Consider the following 13,401-nt stretch of genomic DNA (forward strand, 5'->3'; position numbering starts at 1 on the left):
TCGCCTCCGGCGGCGGGCCGATCCAGGTCAAACCGGCGTCGATGACTTTCTGGGCGAACTCCGCGTTCTCCGACAGGAAGCCGTAGCCCGGGTGGATCGCGTCCGCGCCGGACTTCTCTGCCGCCGCGAGGACCTTGTCCATGTCAAGGTAGCTCTCGGCCGCGGTCTCCCCGCCGAGGGCGAAAGCCTCGTCGGCCAGCTGCACAAACGGCGCGTCCGCGTCCGGCTCGGCGTACACGGCGACAGACGCGATGCCCTCGTCCACACACGCGCGGATGACGCGCACGGCGATCTCGCCGCGGTTCGCCACCAGCACCTTGGTCACGCTGTTCGGCAGGTCAGTAGTCGCTGCAGTGGTAGGCACGAAGCAATCCCGTCCTTACAATCGGAAAAATACACCGTTAGAAACGTCGGACAAACGTCGAACCATGTTACAGCGCCACCGCGCCGGCGTGCTTAATCCGTGGCGTTTTCGGGCGCGTCTCCCTTGGCCACAGGCATGCGCACCATGTTGCCCCACTCGGCCCAGGAGCCGTCGTAGAGCGCGACGTTGGTGAAGCCCAGGATGTGCTTGAGCACGTACCAGGTGTGGGAGGAACTCTCGCCGAGCTGGCAGTACACCACCGTCTCGGCGTCCTTGTCGAAGTCGGAGTAAATCGCCTGGATGTCCTCCAGCGAGCGGAAGCGCGCGTTGGGGAACACCGAGCGGCCCCACGGCACGTTCACCGCGCCGGGGATGTGGCCCTGGCGCAGCGACGGTGCGGAGGAAGGCCCCGGATTCGGGTCTTCGCCCAGGTAGAACGGGGCCGGCCGGGCGTCGATAAGCTGGGCTGGCGTGCGCTCCAGCAACTCCGAAGCAAACGCGCGGAAGGGCGCGTCCTGGCGCTCCACCACCGGGTATTCCGAGCGCGGGTAATCCGGAACCACGAAGGATGTGTCGCGCTCTTCGCCCATCCAGGCGTCGCGTCCGCCGTCGAGAAGCCGCACGTCCGGGTGGCCGAACAACTCAAACACCCACGCGGTGTAGGCGGCCCACCAGTTGGAGGAGTCGCCGTAGACCACCACAGTGTCATCCCGGTTGATGCCCCGCGAGCGCATCAGCTCCGCAAACGCCTCGCCGTCGATGAAGTCGCGCACCAGCGGGTCGTTCAAGTCCCGCTTCCAGTCAATGCGGACAGCTCCCGGGATGTGGCCGATGTCGTAGAGGAACGCGTCCTCGTCGCTTTCCACAACCTTCAAACCCGGCACGCCCAGGCGGGCGGACAGCCACGCCGCGGAAACGAACTTTTCGGGGTGCGCGTACTGCTGGAACTGCGGGGAGTCGTCGAGCTCGATGCCCATGGCGGCAACCTTTCTTCTCGCTCGTGTGCGGTGTGCAACACCGGTGTGCAAAACCACCGTCAACGATACAGAAACGAATGCGGGGCGCTTGATATGTTCGGCCAAAAAATACGGTGGTGTGAACTTGCACACTATCAAATCGCTCACCCGGTGGAACTCACTGTCGCCGGTTAAAGTCGAAGGTAGGAACACACAGGTTACGGCCCGTTTGTTCTGGGTATCTGACTAGCCCCGTCGGCACCGGGATGTGCGTGGCACGGGGCGTGAACCATGAAAGGGACCAACCGTGCACAAGGCGATTGTTGTCTTCGAGGTCGAAGGCGGCTCCGACAAGTCCTTCGACGGCCACCGCAAGGACACCATGCCCATCGTTAACGCCATCAAGGAAAAGGGCTGGCACTCCGAGGTTGTCTACTTCCGCCCGGAGTGGGCAGACGACCTGTTCACCTACGTCTCCGAGAACTTCGACGCCTACATTTCGCGTGTGAACCCGGGCAACATCCCAGGCGGCGAGAAGGGCTATTTCGACCTGCTCACCCGCCTGTCCGAGGCTGGCCTGGTGGGCATGTCCACCCCGCACGAGATGATCTCCTACGGTGCCAAGGACGCCCTGGTCAAGCTGAACAAGACCGACCTTGTGCCGGAAGACACCGCCGCGTACTACGACGTGGAGGAGTTCCACAACACCTTCCCCAAGTCCCTGTCCTACGGCGAGCGTGTGCTCAAGCAGAACCGCGGCTCCACCGGCTCCGGCATCTGGCGCGTGCGCCTTGCCGACGAATCCCTGGCCGAGTCCGTCGAGCCGGGCACCGCCCTGCCGCTGGACACCAAGCTCAAGTGCACCGAGGCCGTGGACAACCACACCGAGGAACGCGAGCTGGGCGAGTTCATGGACTTCTGCGACCAGTACATCGTGGGCGACAACGGCATGCTCGTGGACATGCGCTTCATGCCGCGCATCGTCGAGGGCGAGATCCGCATCCTGCTGGTCGGCCCGCACCCGGTCTTCGTCGTGCACAAGAAGCCGGCTGAGGGCGGCGACGCGTTCTCCGCGACCCTGTTCTCCGGCGCGAAGTACACCTACCAGAAGCCGGAGGAGTGGCAGGAGCTCGTCGACATGTTCGCCGAGGCCCGCCCGGTCATCGCCGAGAACCTCGGCGGCGACAACATCCCGCTGATCTGGACCGCGGACTTCATGCTCGCCGACGACGACGAGACCGGCGAGGACACCTACGTCCTCGGCGAGATCAACTGCTCCTGCGTCGGCTTCACCTCTGAGCTGGACATGGGCATCCAGGAGATGGTGGCTGAGGAGGCCATCAAGCGCGTCGAGGAGAAGCACGCCTAAAAGCGTTTCGCCAACGGATCGTCTAGCAGCCGCAATGGCCTGCTAGACGATCCGTTTCTTATTGGCACCCAAGTTCAACATCACCTGGGGAAACAGTTGGCCGGGTGCGTGATCGTCTAGCATTATTCACTCCGGCGCTAGACGATCTGCCGGTTAGTTGAGCAAGTAGCCGACCGGGTAGTTCCAGCTGTCGTTGAACTTCTCGGTGTCGCCTGCGAAGGCTTCAACGCCGCCTTGGGTTGCACGGATGTCGGCGGAGTAGTGGTTGGTAAAGCCGTCGGCGGTGTACTGGCCACGCTCCGACCATTCAATTGTGGCGCCGCCGTTATCCAGCGGGGTGACCTGGTCGATCCGGCCGAAGAGCTTCACCTCGCTCGCTGGTTCGCCGTTCAGGTACAGCGCTAACCCGTCCGCAATCGATGCGGCAGTGCCCTGCGGCCTATCGGCGTTTCCGAGCGAGCCTTTGAAGGTGATCCAGCTCAGCTCGGCGCAGGGGTCGTACTGGTTGTCGATGTCCTCGATCCAGTAGTTGTTGTCGGACCCGTTATTCGCCGGCATGCGGCCCGGTGCGGTGCCGGTGGCGTACTGCTGGCGCGGGTCAGTGGGCAGGCTGGCGCAGTTTCCCCCCTCGGGTGCGACTGCTGGCGGGGGAGCGGCCTCGCTGGCTGGTTGCTGCGCGGCAGCCTCGGTGACGGTCTTTTCCGTTTCCGCCCCGGCACCGCCGATGGACGCGGTGACCGTGGGCGCTTCGCCGCCGGTTTCTGCAGCTGTGTCCGCTGTTGTGTCCTCCGCTGCGCTGCACGACGCAATCGCGAGCGCCGCCGGAACTGCAATGAGTAGCTTGGTCGCTTGGTTGATTCGCGTCATACCCCGTTAGGGTAAGAGCTTTTCCACGCTTTGCGGGTCGGCGTCGGAAAGCATCTGGCGGCAACGGTCGTATTCTGCCTGGTCACCGATAGCCTGTGAGGTTACTGCCAACATCGCAATGGCCTTCAACACGCCCTGATTCGGCTCGTGCGAGGCCGGGACCGGACCCCAGCCCTTCCAGCCGTTGGCGCGCAGGCGGTCCAGGGACCGGTGGTAGCCGGTGCGGGCGTACGCGTAGGCGATGAGCTTGTCGCCGTCGTCCAGTTCGCGTTCCGCACGGGCGGCCCAGACGGCGGGGGAGTCGGGGTGGGCGAGCGCGGTGTCGTCTGCAAGCAAATCCTTGCCCGCGGCGGGGTCTGCGGGCAGCTCGATGGGATTAGGGGCGAGCATGTCGTTGATTTCCATGGCCGCCAGGCTACTAGTTTCCTGGGAGCCCGTGCCGGGCCCGGCATTCGCGCATATTGTGGGCGCGTAACCCGATGTGACCTGCGTCCCACACCGAGGAGCGCCAATGGCAAGTCCGCTGTACGTCGCCCAAAACGGCACCTACGAGGAGTTTCTGGAGGTCTACGACCCGGAAACGAACGATGCCACGGAGATGCTCCTCCGCGGTTTGATCAACCGCGATCCGGAAGCGCGCGAAAAGATCAGCAACGACATGTTGGACCGCAGCGCGGATGCGACGGTGGTGGATTACGGGCAGAACACGTTGACGCTGCTGCTCAGCCACGACCGCCTCGCTGACGGCGACCCGGCACTAGCGCAACGGCTTATCGACGGCGGCGCCGACGTGGACTTCCGAAACAGCGGCGGCGATGTGCCCATTCGGCTGGCAATTCGCGTCCGCGTTGACGACGACGAGCAGCGCCGCCCGCTGTACGAAGCGCTGTTCGGCAAGGATGTGGACTTGGACGAGCCGTCGAGTGTCCGCAACCCGAAAAACACGATCGGGAAGTGGCTGCGCATGAACGTGGACGGACGTCCCGGCAAACTCGATGTCCTGGACGAGTTTCTCAAGACCAGAGGCTACTAGGAGCACCAATGGCAAGTCCGACGTACACGGCGAAGAAGGGCACCTACGAGGAATTTCTCGAGGTGTTCGACCCAGAGGTGAACGACCCGACGGACATGTTGTTCAACGGGCTGACCAACAAGGATCCGGAACACCGCGCCGCGATCTGCAACGACATGTTGGACCGGGGCGCGGATGCGTCGCGAGTCGAATACGGGCAGAACGCACTGACTGTCCTACTGGGCAGGCACCGTCATCTGGGGGCCGGCGATGCGGCGCTTGCGCAGCGGTTTGTCGACGGCGGCGCCGACGTGAACTACCGCGAACGTCGAGGATCCTTGGTCCTGCAGCTGGCGATCGAGATCCGGGTGGACGACGACGAGGAGCGTCGCCCCATCTACGAAGCGCTGTTCGGCAAGGATGTGGACTTGGACGAGCCGTCGAGTGTGCGCAACCCCAAGAACAAGATCGGCGAGTGGCTGCGCATGTGCGTGGACCACCAGCCGGAGGGGCTCAAGGTCCTCGACGAGTTCCTCACCGCCCGCGGATTTTAGGCGGCGGGAGTGGGCTACCGGTGACCCCTTTTGCAAAAGTCGGCGAGTCGAAATCACAACCTGCGGTTATGCGCTGCCGGGGTGTTCGTTCGGCCGAGTTTTACAAAGAGTCGGCGGCCCAGAAATCGGAAGCGTCGAGCCCGAAGCGGTACAGGCAGCGGCGCAACAGCGGCATGGACAGTCCGATGACGCTGGTGGGGTCGCCGTCGATGGAGTCGATGAACCAGCTGCCCAGCGCCTCCAGCGTGAATGCGCCTGCGCATTCCAGCGGCTGGCCGGAGCGGGCGTAGGCCTCGATGTCGGTGTCGGAGACGTCGCCGAAGCGGATGGTGGTGGCGACGGTGTCCACTACCCACTGACCGCCGAACCACACCGCGTGCCCTGTGAGCAGCTGCGCCTCTTTGCCGCGCTGTGCTTTCCAGCGCTCGATGGTCGCCTCAACGGTGTGGGGCTTGCCCAGCAGTTCACCGTCGAGGAGCAGCATCGAGTCGCAGCCGACCACCACGTCGTCGGGGAAGTCGGCGATGGCGGTCTCCGCTTTGGCGCGGGCGAGGGTGGAAACGGTGGTGGCCGCAGGGGCGCTGTGAAGCGATGCGATCACCGCGTCCTCGTCGATGTGCGCCGGCCGCAGCACGGGCCGCACCCCGCCTTGTTCGAGCAGCATGCGCCGCGACGGCGATTGCGACGCCAACACCAGCCGCATTAGAAGTACGCCGCCGAGTCGAATGCGTGCGGGTTGTACGCGGTGGCGGGGTGGGAGATACCCCAGTAGTTCGCGTCCGGCTGCACCCCGGCGAGCTTGCGCTCGCGCTGCAGCTGCTCCAGCACTTGCGAAAGTGCCGCAAGTTCCGCCTCGGTGGGGTTGCCTTTGAGTACCTGAATGTCCACGTCAGCCTCCTTACAGCGGGATGTTGCCGTGCTTTTTCTGCGCCGGGTAGCCCACCTTGCGCTCCAGCAGGCGCAGGCCCTCGAGCACGCGGTCGCGGGTGGCGGACGGCTCGATCACGGCGTCCACCAGGCCGCGCTCGGTGGCCACGTACGGGTTGAGGTTTTCCTCGGCGTACTGCTCGGCGTCGGTGCCGATGGCTTCGGCGGCGGTGGGGGCGTCTGCAAGCGCGATCTGCGCGGTCGGCCACGCGAACACCAGGTCCGCGCCCAGGCCCTTCGAACCGAGCAACGCGTAAGAGGGGCCGAACGCCTTGCGGGTGACCACGGTGATCGTGCCCACCTGGGCCTCGGCGAACGCGTAGGCAAGGGCGGCCGCGGCGGCGGAGGAGCCGGCGCGCTCCTCCTCGACGGCCGGCAGGAAGCCCGGCGAGTCCACGAACTGCACGACCGGCAGGTTGAACGCGTCGCAGGTGCGGATGAAGCGGGCGGCCTTGCGGGCGGCGTCGCGGGTCAGGCAGCCGGCAAGCACGCTCGGCTGCGTGGCCACGACACCAACGGCACGCCCGCCAACATGCGCAAACCCGGTGACCACAGAGCCTGCGTAGCCAGCGGAAAGCTCGAAGAAGTCCCCGTCGGTGACAGCGTTGACCACGTCGAGCACGTCGTAGGGTTGGTTGTCGTCGTCCGGGATGAACGTGTCCAGGTCAGCACCGGAACCGGCAGCCTCGGCGCCCAGCGGGGAGGCGGCCTTGTTGTTCAACGGCAGGTAGCCCACCACTGCACGCGCCAGCTCCACGGCCTCCGTGTCGGTGGCGGCGGTCAGCTGCGCCAGGCCGGTCTCCGCGGCGTGGACGGCGCTGCCGCCGAGCTGCTCGCTGGTGGTTTCGGTCTCGGTCACCTTGCTCACGATGTCGGCGGTGGTCACGTGCATCGACGCGCCCTCGGCCATGATGGTGATGTCCGCCAGCGGCACGGTCGCCGCGGTCAGCGCCGCCGCGTCGCCGGCTACGACCGCGATCTGCGGGATCAGCCCGGATGCGCGGGTGGCGGCGCGCAGGATCTGCGCCTGCATGTGCGCGGTGACGATGCCTTCCTTCCAGCGCGGGCCGGTGGAATCGTAGATGCCGATCAGCGGCACGCCGGTCTTGGTGGCCAGGTCGTAGATCTTGAGCATCTTCTCGGCGTAGACCTCGCCGATCTGCCCGTCGAAGACGGTGGGGTCCTGGGAGAACAGGCATACCCTTCGGCCGTCGATAAGCCCGTAGCCTGTGACCACGCCGTCGGTGGAGGGCTTGGACTTGTCCATCTTGTACGCCTCGACGCGGTGCTTCGCCAGCGCGTCGGTTTCCACGAACGTGCCTTCGTCCACAAGCTTTTGCACGCGCTCGCGGGCGGTGGCGGCCCCGGCTGCGTGCACTGCGTCGATCGCGTCCTGACCGACCGGGGCCTGCGCCTCATCCAGGCGGTTGCGCAGATCCTCGATGCGGCCCGCGGTGGTGGTCATGTCGGGTTTGGATGAACTCATAACGCCTCAGTCTAGATTCCTTATGTGCCGCCATGCTTATCGACGGCTCCGCCGCCTGCGTTTCACCCTCCACCGACGGGCAGTAGAGCGGCGTCTACGCGCCGAGGAGGGCGAGGGGCATGACGATGATTCCGTCGGGGCGGACGTATGCCTGTTTACCTGTGGTTACCACCATCAGGTTGGTTACCCGGTCCGGAATGCGATCGCGCAGCCACAGAAGGTGCCGGACGTCGGCGTCCTCAACCCGCGGCTTGAGTTTGACCTCTACACCGACGACTTCTCGTTCCAGCCCTTCGACGATGAAGTCGACTTCCCTTTCTCCAGCGTTTGATCGGAGGTGGTACACCCGCGCTCTGGCTGCTTGAGCCAGTACCCGAAGTGTGAGGGCAGTCAGGGATTCGAAGAGTGGCCCAAACATGTGGGCCGCGCGGTTGCTGAGGAGGCTGGATGGGCCGATGCCGAGCAGTCGTGCCGCGAGAGCGGGGTCGGCGAGGTGGTGTTTGGGGCCCTGCTGCAGCCGCTTGAACTCGTTATGTTCCGGAACCCACCCAGGCACGGGATCGAGCAGCCAAATCTTCGCTAGGTGTTCGCGGTATGCGAGCGTAGTTTTCTGATTCGGCTGCTCTACCTGGCCGCCCGTCGTGGCGTCGAGCAGCCTTGAATAGGCGGTGGTCGTGGAAGTGGCCGCTGCGTAGGCGCGCAGCCAGCTCCGGAGGCTTTCGGGCCGGCGTACTTCGTAGCCTGCATCGGGGATGTCGCGGTCGATGATGCGCTCGATGTACGAGTCGAGCATCAGCGTTTGGACCGTGGGGTCAGCCGCGGCGATAGCGGGAAAACCACTGCCGGTGATGAGCTTGGCGTAATCGCCGACCTCGAAATTCGAGTGTCCGGATACTTCGCTGTCTCCGGCCAAGATCCTGGCGAAGCTGCACGTGGGGTCAGATACGCCGCGTTCATGGACGGCCATCGGGCGCATTCTTAACGAGTAGATCCGCCCGGCACCCGAATGGGAACCCTTCGCGTCGACGGGAGTGGCCGAGCCGGTGAGCAGAAAACGCCCGGGGGCAGTTCCCTGGTCCACCTGACGGCGAACCGAATCCCAAATCTGGGGGAGATGCTGCCACTCGTCGATGAGCAACGTGCCGTACGGCGCTGATGAGAGCGAAAAATCGGCCTCCGCAATGCTGCGCATATCCGGATCATCAAGAAACCACGTGGTGTTGGCGCGGCGTTTAGCGGTGTCAGTCTTGCCGACACCTTTGGGCCCGTCGATGGCAATGGCGGGCAGGTGCGGCATGAGGAGGTCGAGCTCGTCGTCGAGGGTGCGTCGGAGGTAGGCCATATGGGGCATTGTACTGCACGAAAGTGTCCTACTACCGCATTTTCAGGACTCCTACTACCCGAGTTTCAGAAGGTCTACTACCGCATTTTCAGAACTCCTACTACCCGATTTTCAGAAACGATATGCTCTTTAGCTATGACTGTGCGCGACATTCAGGCCATCCAGGACGCGGTGGCGGAGTACTGGCCGAACGTGCGGTGGGTGGAAACCACCGGATCCACCAACGCCGACCTGCTCAAAGAAGGCGAGCCGGGCACCGTGCTCATCGCCGACGAGCAGACCGCCGGCAAGGGGCGGCTGGGCCGTCATTGGGTCTCGCCGAAGGGCTCGCAGCTGGCCATGAGCATGGTGGTGGAGGTGCCCGAGAAGGTGCCGCCGTTCGGCCTGCTGTCCATCGCGCCGGGCGTGGCCGTGACAGACGTGGTGCCGCAAGCGCGGCTGAAATGGCCCAACGACGTGCAGATCGGCGGCAAGAAAATCGCCGGCATCCTCTCCGCGCTGGACATGCCGCGGGTGATTGTGGGCATCGGCATCAACGTGGCCATGCGCGAAGAGGACCTGCCGGTGGAAACCGCCACCGCGCTCAACCTCGAGGGGTTGGAGGTGGATTTCGACGACTTCACCACCGACATCCTGCTGGCCATGGGCAAGCGCCTGAACCAGTGGCGCGAGGGCGACCCGCAGCTGCTCGAAGACTACCGCGCCGTGTGCTCGACTATCGGCCAGCAGGTGCGCCTGGAGATGCGCGAGGGCGAAGAGACCGTCACCGGCACTGTCACCGGGGTCAACGACCAGGGCGAAGTGCTTATCGACGGCTCCGCTTTCTCCGTCGGCGACGTCCACCATCTGCGGCCGACGCCCTAGGCGTGCAGTACTCTGCCTGTTTATGGCTGGCAAAGCACCGTTTCGCGTCGGCGGGGACGAAGTCGTCCTCGCCGACGTGTGCGCGCCGCTTTCCGCGCTGACCATCCCGCTGCTGGAGCTGGTGGCCGTGACCGGCGTGGCGTGGATGGCCGTCGGCTGGATGGACGTGACCCCGCACGTGGACCCGGGGCTGCGCAACATCGTGGTGCTGATCTGGGGGCTGCTCGTGCTGTGGAGGTTCGTCGGCCCCTTGGTGGCGTCCAGGCGCCGGCGCTTCATCGTCACCGACAGGCGCATCCTGGCCCGCGGCCGGCGCGGGGCGGTGGATTCCATCCCGCTACGCCAGATCCACTCCGTGCGCCGCGAGCGCGGCGGCATCAACGTGGCGGTGTACGGCTACGCGCAGCCGATCGTGTTCGAGCGGGTGGGCAAGACCCGCGCGGTGGAGAAGGCGCTGCAGCGCGCGCTCGGCGCCGCGCGGTAGGCCTGAGGCGCGCGGCCGACGCCGCGCGCCTCGCCTCGGGAGGCCCTATCTCCGACACTTCGTGGCGGAATCTGTCAGTGCGCCCCTATATTCCCAGGTCGGCACAAACGGCTGCCGTAATTTGTCAGGAACCCCGTCCGGCGCACTCTTTCCGCCCGGCGCTGGGCGCTACTTGTACCCCTTAATCTCGGTGGTGTGCAGCTGCTCGTCCAGGTCCTCGGGGGAGAGCTTGCCGCCCAGAAACTCGGCGGTGACCGGCAGGTGCAGCTCCATGTCGGTGCCGGGGCAAAGCTCGATCACGGCTTCGTCCACGGTGTAGTCCAGCACGTGGCCGCCGCGCGAGTGCTCGTCGTCGATGAAGTGGACGTGGCAGCCCGGCACGCCGATGCCTTTGGCGTACATGGGGGTGCGGAAACCACCGATGACGCCTTCGACGTCGGTGAAGACGTGCTCCGCGTCGTCGGAAACCGCCTCGGACATCGGTGGGTAGGGCTTTTCCTGCTTGGTCACCGTGCGCACCACCACTTTCTTGAAACGGCCGGTGGTTTTCACGGCGGTGAAGAAGTTGTGGCTGGGCTCGGCGTCGTCGATGAACTTGGCCAGCTCGGAGCGGACCATGCCGGCGGGCGCGTCGAAGCGCATCCTCGGCACGAAGTTGGTCACCACGGTAAACGGGGTGCGCTGGTCCAAATCGGCCACGCGCGCTTTGCCGTCGGAGGTGAGCTGGTGGCACACCCCGTCGAGGATGAGCATCTCGCCGTCGAGGGCGTCGAAGGTGCCCAGGCCGAAGTTGCCTTTGCTCAGGATGTCGCTGATGGTCAGCTCGCCGTCGTAGATGCCGTCGAGAAGCGCGGTCATCAGCGAGTTTTGGAAAATGGTGTGGCGGGCAATCGTTGCAGACATGGCTGCGATGCTAGTCGGAGGGGCGACTACAGTGTGCAGAGTGAGTAACGCCTATGGGATGCCCGTCGTCGCCGTCATCGGCGACGGCCAGTTGGCACGGATGATGCAGACGGAAGCGATCGAACTCGGCGTGGAGACCCGCGTGCTCGCCGCGAGTAAGGATGCCTCGGCGGCGCAGGTGTTCGGCGATGTGCGCCTCGGCGATTACACCAAGCTCGAGGATCTGCGCGCGGTCGTGGGTGGCGCGGATGCGGTCACCTTCGACCATGAGCATGTGCCCAACGAGTACGCGCAATTGCTTATCGACGATGGCGTGGCCGTCGAACCCCGCCCCGATGCTTTGATCTACGCGCAGGACAAACTCGAGCAGCGAAAGCGCCTGTCCGAGGCCGGGCTGCCGGTGCCCGCGTTCGCGTCGATCGAGTCGGCCGCGGACGCCGAAGCGTTCTGGGACGACACCGACGGCCAGGTGTGCCTGAAGGCCACCCGCGGCGGCTACGACGGCCACGGGGTGTGGTTCCCGTCGTCGCGCGAAGAGTGCGCCGAGCTGGTCGAGGACCTGCTGGGCCGCGACCTGCCGCTGATGGCGGAGAAGAAGGTCGCGTTCACCCGCGAACTGTCCGCGATGGTGGCGCGCAACCGCTCCGGTGACGTGCGCGCCTGGCCGGTGGTGGAGTCGCGCCAGGACGGCGGCATCTGCCGCGTGGCCATCGCGCCCGCGCCGGGCATGTCCGCGGAGCTGGCCAAGCGCTGCGAGGAGCTCGCCGTGCAGGTTGCCGAAGGCTTGGGCGTGACCGGCGTGTTGGCCGTGGAGCTGTTCGAGTACGAGGGCGACAACGGCCCGGAAGTGTCGGTCAACGAGCTGGCCATGCGCCCGCACAACACCGGCCACTGGACCCAGGACGGGTGCGTGACCTCCCAGTTCGAGCAGCATGTGCGGGCTGTGCTGGATTGGCCGTTAGGTGCCGTCGATAAGCTTTCGCCCGCAACCGTCATGGTCAACACCCTCGGCGGCGACGAGGACCCCACTGTGCCGATGGCCGAGCGCGTCGTTGAGGTGATGCGCAAGTACCCGCAGGCCAAGGTGCACCTCTACGGCAAGGACCACCGCCCCGGGCGCAAGATGGGGCACGTCAACGTGTGCGCCGACACCGTCGAGGAAGCGCTCGCCGTGGCCGAGGACGCCGCGCACTACATCATCCACGCAACCTGGAAGGACTAGACACATGGCACAGCCAGTCGTTGGCATCATCATGGGCTCCGACTCGGACTGGGACACCGTCGCCCCGGCCGCCGAGGTGCTCGCCGAATTCGGCATCCCCTTCGAAGTCGGCGTGGTCTCCGCGCACCGCACGCCGGAGAAAATGCTGGCGTACGCCAAGGAAGCGCACACGCGCGACCTGCAGGTGATCATCGCCTGCGCCGGCGGCGCGGCGCACCTTCCGGGCATGGTGGCGGCGGCGACCCCGCTGCCGGTCATCGGCATCCCGCGCGCCCTGGACACGCTGGATGGGCTGGACTCGCTGCTGTCCATCGTGCAGATGCCGGGCGGCGTGCCGGTGGCGACCGTCTCCATCGGCGGGGCGAAAAACGCCGGTCTTCTGGCCGCACGCATCCTGGGTGCCGCCGACCCGTCCGTGCAGCGCAAGATGGTGGACTACCAGGCGCGCATGGCGGCCGAGGTCGAGCGCAAGGACGAGGCGCTACGCAAGCGCCTGATGGGTGAATAACCCAATCGTCGTGCTGGGCGCCCGCATCGTGGACGGGCGCCCTTCGCGCATGCTCGAATTCCGGCTGCGCCGGGCGCTCGAGGTGTGGCGTGCGGATCCCGCGCCGCTGGTGGTTACCGGGTTTGGGGAGGCGGAGGTGATGGCCGACTGGTTGCTGGTCCGCGGGGTGCCCGAGTCGTCGATCGTGCTGGAGCCGGAGGCGCGCTCCACCAACGAAAACCTGGAGCGCTCCCGGGCGCTGTTCCCGGATGCCGCGTGCCTGACCGTGGTGACCAGCGGGTTCCACGTCTTGCGCACCCGCGTGTGGGCCTGGCACCTGGGCATTCCGGTGCAGTTAGTGGCGGCGCCGACCCCAAAGACGTCGCGGGTGAAAAACTACGCGCGGGAAGTGGTGGCGCTGCCGCACTCCGTGGCGCGGGTGGTGTGGCGCCGTTTCGTGCGCCGGGTGCTCGGGCGGTAGGGGGCGCAGGGGCGCCCTACAGAGTTAAACCCTGAGCAAGCGATCCGGAGTATGGCCGGAGTTGTCAGTGGGTGAATGCGCCA

17 protein-coding genes are annotated in these 13,401 nt (G+C 65.7%); 8 read left to right on the plus strand and 9 right to left on the minus strand.

From position 1 onward, the window contains the following. Both HMPREF2791_RS08595 and HMPREF2791_RS08600 read right to left on the minus strand, forming a co-directional pair. Positions 1 to 364 (minus strand): biotin carboxylase N-terminal domain-containing protein (locus HMPREF2791_RS08595; protein WP_305764550.1); only part of this gene is annotated, 364 nt, incomplete at its 3' end. A 92-nt stretch (positions 365 to 456) separates the two neighbouring features. After that, on the minus strand, positions 457 to 1,341 hold the full coding sequence (locus HMPREF2791_RS08600; RefSeq protein ID WP_070845024.1) for a sulfurtransferase: 885 nt from the start codon (positions 1,339 to 1,341) through the stop codon (positions 457 to 459). 286 nt (positions 1,342 to 1,627) lie between these two features. On the opposite strand from HMPREF2791_RS08600, the gene HMPREF2791_RS08605 reads away from it, so the two are divergent. Then, positions 1,628 to 2,689, plus strand: coding sequence for a Cj0069 family protein (locus tag HMPREF2791_RS08605; protein WP_070476071.1), 1,062 nt, complete (start codon positions 1,628 to 1,630; stop codon positions 2,687 to 2,689). Between the two features lie 153 nt (positions 2,690 to 2,842). On the opposite strand, the gene HMPREF2791_RS08610 is transcribed toward HMPREF2791_RS08605, so the two are convergent. Together HMPREF2791_RS08610 and HMPREF2791_RS08615 are read right to left on the minus strand one after the other, a co-directional pair. After that, entirely contained in the window at positions 2,843 to 3,556 is a 714-nt protein-coding gene (locus HMPREF2791_RS08610) for a hypothetical protein (RefSeq protein WP_070845025.1), read from the minus strand. Between the two features lie 6 nt (positions 3,557 to 3,562). Continuing rightward, positions 3,563 to 3,961 carry a DUF3151 domain-containing protein gene (locus HMPREF2791_RS08615; protein ID WP_070845026.1) on the minus strand — a complete coding sequence of 133 codons (399 nt, stop codon included), beginning with the start codon at positions 3,959 to 3,961 and terminating at the stop codon, positions 3,563 to 3,565. A 106-nt stretch (positions 3,962 to 4,067) separates the two neighbouring features. Here HMPREF2791_RS08615 and HMPREF2791_RS08620 point away from each other — a divergent pair, with 106 nt between their 5' ends. Both HMPREF2791_RS08620 and HMPREF2791_RS08625 read left to right on the plus strand, forming a co-directional pair. Next, a complete protein-coding gene (locus tag HMPREF2791_RS08620) occupies positions 4,068 to 4,589 on the plus strand; it encodes a hypothetical protein (RefSeq protein WP_070845027.1) in 522 nt (173 codons plus the stop codon). A gap of 8 nt (positions 4,590 to 4,597) precedes the next feature. Beyond that, on the plus strand, positions 4,598 to 5,122 hold the full coding sequence (locus tag HMPREF2791_RS08625; RefSeq protein WP_070845028.1) for a hypothetical protein: 525 nt from the start codon (positions 4,598 to 4,600) through the stop codon (positions 5,120 to 5,122). A 100-nt stretch (positions 5,123 to 5,222) separates the two neighbouring features. Here HMPREF2791_RS08625 and HMPREF2791_RS08630 read toward each other — a convergent pair whose 3' ends face one another. The 4 genes from HMPREF2791_RS08630 to HMPREF2791_RS08645 all read right to left on the minus strand — a co-directional run bounded on the left by HMPREF2791_RS08630 (position 5,223) and on the right by HMPREF2791_RS08645 (position 8,877). Then, the gene (locus HMPREF2791_RS08630) at positions 5,223 to 5,825 is read right to left on the minus strand and encodes a Maf family protein (protein WP_070476085.1); all 603 of its coding nucleotides are present in this window, start codon (positions 5,823 to 5,825) and stop codon (positions 5,223 to 5,225) included. Next, entirely contained in the window at positions 5,825 to 6,010 is a 186-nt protein-coding gene (locus HMPREF2791_RS08635) for an acyl-CoA carboxylase subunit epsilon (protein ID WP_070476088.1), read from the minus strand. The genes HMPREF2791_RS08630 and HMPREF2791_RS08635 overlap by 1 nt, the downstream gene beginning before the upstream one ends. A gap of 10 nt (positions 6,011 to 6,020) precedes the next feature. Beyond that, positions 6,021 to 7,535: an acyl-CoA carboxylase subunit beta gene (locus HMPREF2791_RS08640; RefSeq protein WP_070845029.1), complete on the minus strand. Its 1,515-nt coding sequence runs from the start codon at positions 7,533 to 7,535 to the stop codon at positions 6,021 to 6,023. Positions 7,536 to 7,629: 94 nt separating this feature from the next. After that, positions 7,630 to 8,877, minus strand: coding sequence for an ATP-binding protein (locus HMPREF2791_RS08645; RefSeq protein WP_070845041.1), 1,248 nt, complete (start codon positions 8,875 to 8,877; stop codon positions 7,630 to 7,632). A gap of 135 nt (positions 8,878 to 9,012) precedes the next feature. Here HMPREF2791_RS08645 and HMPREF2791_RS08650 point away from each other — a divergent pair, with 135 nt between their 5' ends. Together HMPREF2791_RS08650 and HMPREF2791_RS08655 are read left to right on the plus strand one after the other, a co-directional pair. Next, positions 9,013 to 9,741 (plus strand): biotin--[acetyl-CoA-carboxylase] ligase, encoded by a 729-nt coding sequence (locus HMPREF2791_RS08650; RefSeq protein WP_070845030.1) that lies wholly within the window; start codon positions 9,013 to 9,015, stop codon positions 9,739 to 9,741. Positions 9,742 to 9,763: 22 nt separating this feature from the next. Next, on the plus strand, positions 9,764 to 10,225 hold the full coding sequence (locus tag HMPREF2791_RS08655; RefSeq protein WP_070476102.1) for a hypothetical protein: 462 nt from the start codon (positions 9,764 to 9,766) through the stop codon (positions 10,223 to 10,225). Positions 10,226 to 10,393: 168 nt separating this feature from the next. Here HMPREF2791_RS08655 and budA read toward each other — a convergent pair whose 3' ends face one another. Further along, positions 10,394 to 11,128 carry an acetolactate decarboxylase gene (gene budA / locus HMPREF2791_RS08660; protein ID WP_070845031.1) on the minus strand — a complete coding sequence of 245 codons (735 nt, stop codon included), beginning with the start codon at positions 11,126 to 11,128 and terminating at the stop codon, positions 10,394 to 10,396. Positions 11,129 to 11,168: 40 nt separating this feature from the next. On the opposite strand from budA, the gene HMPREF2791_RS08665 reads away from it, so the two are divergent. Genes HMPREF2791_RS08665 through HMPREF2791_RS08675 form a run of 3 tightly spaced genes read left to right on the plus strand, consistent with a single transcriptional unit; the run spans position 11,169 to position 13,318 of the window. Next, the gene (locus HMPREF2791_RS08665) at positions 11,169 to 12,350 is read left to right on the plus strand and encodes a 5-(carboxyamino)imidazole ribonucleotide synthase (RefSeq protein WP_256381001.1); all 1,182 of its coding nucleotides are present in this window, start codon (positions 11,169 to 11,171) and stop codon (positions 12,348 to 12,350) included. 4 nt (positions 12,351 to 12,354) lie between these two features. After that, positions 12,355 to 12,858, plus strand: coding sequence for a 5-(carboxyamino)imidazole ribonucleotide mutase (purE, locus tag HMPREF2791_RS08670; RefSeq protein ID WP_070845032.1), 504 nt, complete (start codon positions 12,355 to 12,357; stop codon positions 12,856 to 12,858). Next, the gene (locus HMPREF2791_RS08675) at positions 12,851 to 13,318 is read left to right on the plus strand and encodes a YdcF family protein (protein WP_083327948.1); all 468 of its coding nucleotides are present in this window, start codon (positions 12,851 to 12,853) and stop codon (positions 13,316 to 13,318) included. The genes purE and HMPREF2791_RS08675 overlap by 8 nt, the downstream gene beginning before the upstream one ends. Positions 13,319 to 13,401: the final 83 nt, after the last annotated feature.

This window comes from Corynebacterium sp. HMSC034A01, from assembly GCF_001838175.1.
Classification (GTDB): Bacteria; Actinomycetota; Actinomycetes; order Mycobacteriales; family Mycobacteriaceae; genus Corynebacterium.

What these genes read in the sequence shown, in the direction of transcription:
- HMPREF2791_RS08600 (WP_070845024.1), bottom strand. Translation starts at nt 1,341, where the DNA reads ATGGGCATCGAGCTCGACGACTCCCCGCAGTTCCAGCAGTACGCGCAC.
- HMPREF2791_RS08610 (WP_070845025.1), bottom strand. Translation starts at nt 3,556, where the DNA reads ATGACGCGAATCAACCAAGCGACCAAGCTACTCATTGCAGTTCCGGCG.
- HMPREF2791_RS08615 (WP_070845026.1), bottom strand. Translation starts at nt 3,961, where the DNA reads ATGGAAATCAACGACATGCTCGCCCCTAATCCCATCGAGCTGCCCGCA.
- HMPREF2791_RS08620 (WP_070845027.1), top strand. Translation starts at nt 4,068, where the DNA reads ATGGCAAGTCCGCTGTACGTCGCCCAAAACGGCACCTACGAGGAGTTT.
- HMPREF2791_RS08625 (WP_070845028.1), top strand. Translation starts at nt 4,598, where the DNA reads ATGGCAAGTCCGACGTACACGGCGAAGAAGGGCACCTACGAGGAATTT.
- HMPREF2791_RS08630 (WP_070476085.1), bottom strand. Translation starts at nt 5,825, where the DNA reads ATGCGGCTGGTGTTGGCGTCGCAATCGCCGTCGCGGCGCATGCTGCTC.
- HMPREF2791_RS08640 (WP_070845029.1), bottom strand. Translation starts at nt 7,535, where the DNA reads ATGAGTTCATCCAAACCCGACATGACCACCACCGCGGGCCGCATCGAG.
- HMPREF2791_RS08645 (WP_070845041.1), bottom strand. Translation starts at nt 8,877, where the DNA reads ATGGCCTACCTCCGACGCACCCTCGACGACGAGCTCGACCTCCTCATG.
- HMPREF2791_RS08650 (WP_070845030.1), top strand. Translation starts at nt 9,013, where the DNA reads ATGACTGTGCGCGACATTCAGGCCATCCAGGACGCGGTGGCGGAGTAC.
- HMPREF2791_RS08655 (WP_070476102.1), top strand. Translation starts at nt 9,764, where the DNA reads ATGGCTGGCAAAGCACCGTTTCGCGTCGGCGGGGACGAAGTCGTCCTC.
- budA (WP_070845031.1), bottom strand. Translation starts at nt 11,128, where the DNA reads ATGTCTGCAACGATTGCCCGCCACACCATTTTCCAAAACTCGCTGATG.
- purE (WP_070845032.1), top strand. Translation starts at nt 12,355, where the DNA reads ATGGCACAGCCAGTCGTTGGCATCATCATGGGCTCCGACTCGGACTGG.